This is a genomic window from Mycobacterium sp. TH-M11 (assembly GCF_057473725.1).
In genome coordinates this window covers 1-2720 of sequence record NZ_JBYCLD010000003.1, presented here as the reverse complement: position 1 = coordinate 2720, position 2720 = coordinate 1, and the positions used below count along the sequence as shown (strand labels likewise).

General features: G+C 64.9%; 3 protein-coding genes. 1 reads left to right on the top strand and 2 read right to left on the bottom strand.

Annotated features, from left to right (window positions below):
* Positions 1-53 precede the first annotated feature (53 nt).
* Positions 54-1718, top strand: coding sequence for a glucose-6-phosphate isomerase (pgi, locus tag AC2VOG_RS00080; protein WP_486937872.1), 1665 nt, complete (start codon positions 54-56; stop codon positions 1716-1718).
* 69 nt (positions 1719-1787) lie between these two features.
* On the opposite strand, the gene AC2VOG_RS00075 is transcribed toward pgi, so the two are convergent.
* Positions 1788-2537 carry an SDR family oxidoreductase gene (locus AC2VOG_RS00075; RefSeq protein ID WP_486937871.1) on the bottom strand — a complete coding sequence of 250 codons (750 nt, stop codon included), beginning with the start codon at positions 2535-2537 and terminating at the stop codon, positions 1788-1790.
* A gap of 4 nt (positions 2538-2541) precedes the next feature.
* On the bottom strand, positions 2542-2720 hold a 179-nt coding region (locus tag AC2VOG_RS00070; RefSeq protein ID WP_486937873.1), incomplete at its 5' end, for a zinc finger domain-containing protein.

Genomic DNA, 2720 nt, shown 5'->3' with positions numbered 1-2720 from the left:
CCCATTCACCTCGACTTCAGCGGCGTCCGTCGCGACCTGACTAATGTCGAGGTATGACTGCGGTTGACAATATTCCCGACATCTCGGCGACCCCGGCGTGGAGTGCGCTGCAACAACACCAGCGGGAGATCGGGGACACCCACCTGCGTGAGTTCTTCGATGAGGACCCCGACCGCGGCCGCGAGTTCAACGTCACCGTCGGCGACCTGTACATCGATTACAGCAAACACCGCATCAACCGCGACACCCTGAAACTGCTGATCGACCTCGCCCACGCGGCCCACCTCGAACAGCACCGAGACGCGATGTTCGACGGAACCCACATCAACGTCTCCGAAGACCGCGCCGTGCTGCACACCGCGCTGCGGCTGCCGCGCGACGCGACCTTGACCGTCGACGGGCAGAACGTGGTCGCCGATGTCCACGACGTGCTGGACAAGATGGGCGATTTCACCGACCGGCTGCGCAGCGGCGAATGGACCGGGGCCACCGGCAAGCGAATCTGCACCGTCGTCAACATCGGGATCGGCGGCTCGGACCTCGGCCCGGTGATGGTGTACCAGGCGTTGCGGCACTACGCCGACGCCGGCGTGTCGGCGCGTGTCGTGTCCAACGTCGACCCCGCCGACCTGATCGCCAAGCTGGCCGACTTGGACCCGGCCACAACGCTTTTCATCGTCGCCTCCAAGACCTTCACCACGCTGGAGACGCTGACCAACGCCACTGCGGCGCGGCGCTGGCTGACCGACGCGCTCGGCGACGAGGCGGTGGCCAAGCATTTCGTGGCTGTCTCGACCAACAAGGAGAAAGTCGACGAGTTCGGCATCGACACCGCCAACATGTTCGGCTTCTGGGATTGGGTCGGCGGTCGCTACTCGGTCGACTCGGCGATCGGGCTCTCGGTGATGGCGGCGATCGGCCGGGAGGCATTCGCCGACTTCCTGTCCGGATTCCACCTCGTCGACGAGCACTTCCGCATCGCGCCACTGGAGTCCAACGCTCCGGTACTGCTCGGCCTGATCGGGTTGTGGTACTCGGACTTCTTCGGCGCACAGTCACGCGCGGTGTTGCCGTACTCCAACGACATGGCCCGCTTCGCGGCGTATCTGCAACAGTTGACGATGGAATCCAACGGCAAGTCGACGCGTGCCGACGGCAGCCCGGTCACTACCGACACCGGCGAAATCTTCTGGGGCGAGCCGGGAACCAACGGCCAGCACGCCTTCTACCAACTGCTACACCAGGGCACCCGACTGGTGCCGGCCGATTTCATCGGCTTCAGCCAGCCCACCGACGACCTGCCAACCGCCGACGGCACCGGCAGCATGCACGACCTGCTGATGAGCAACTTCTTCGCCCAAACCCAGGTGCTGGCGTTCGGCAAGACGGCAGAGGAGATCGCCGCCGAAGGTACATCGGAAGATGTTGTGCCGCACAAAGTCATGCCGGGCAACCGGCCGACGACGTCCATCCTGGCCACCCGGCTGACCCCGTCGGTGCTGGGCCAGTTGGTCGCGCTCTACGAGCATCAGGTCTTCACCGAGGGCGTGATCTGGGGCATCGATTCCTTCGACCAGTGGGGCGTCGAATTGGGCAAGACGCAGGCCAAGGCGCTGTTGCCGGTACTCACCGGGGACGATTCTCCACCCAAGCAGTCCGACAGTTCGACCGACGCTCTGGTGCGGCGCTACCGCGCAGAGCGCGGCCGAGCGGACTAGCTCGTCGCCGAACGTGCACTCAGTTCGAAATCCTGCGGAAAATATCGCACTGGTTGCACGTTCGATGAATTACGCGAACCGCTTGGCCAGCGACACCGGCATCACCCGCATCAGTTGCACCATCGGTCCCCACGGCCACCACGGCACAGCCGCCCGGCCCGGTTCGCGCTCAATCGCAGCGACCAATGCCCTGACGCCGGTTTCGTTGTCCACCATGAACATCGTGCTCTGGGATTTGGCCGTCATCTCCGACTCGATGTAGCCGGGCTCCATCACCGACACCACGATCGGGCCTTTGCCGTATTCGGCGCGCAAAGATTCGCCCAGTGAACTCAGGCCGGCTTTGCTGGCCGCGTAGGCCGCCTTCACGCCGGGGACGCCCTTGGCGCCCATCACCGAGGAGATCAGCACCAAGTGCCCCGACCCCTGCGCCGTGAACATCTCCAGCGCGGTTTCGATTTGCACCAGGGCCGCGACCAGGTTGGTTTCGATGGTTGCCTTGTTGGCCCAGAGTTTGCCGGACCCCAATCTTGCGCCCTTGCCGATGCCGGCGTTGACGATCACCCGGTCGATGCCGCCCAGCGCGTCGGCCAGCTCCGCGAATACTTTCGGCACCTGGTCGTGGTCGTTGACGTCCAGGGCGGCTACCGCGACTTTGACGTCCGGATAGCTTTGCGCGAGTTCGGTTTTGAGTTCTTCCAGCCGTTCGGTACGACGGGCGCACAGCGCGACGTCGCGGCCCTTGGCGGCGAACGCGCGAGCCATCCCGGCGCCCAGTCCGGAACTGGCGCCGGTGATGAGGATCTTCTGTCGAGTCATCCGCTCATTTCAGCAGACGCGACATCCGCCGGTCGGCCAGCACCTTGCCGCCGGTCTGACACGTCGGGCAGTACTGAAACGACTTGTCGGCGAACGACACTTCGCACACTGTGTCGCCGCAGACCGGGCACGGCAGCCCGGTCCGGGCGTGCACCCGCATACCGGACCGCTTCTCGCCCTTCA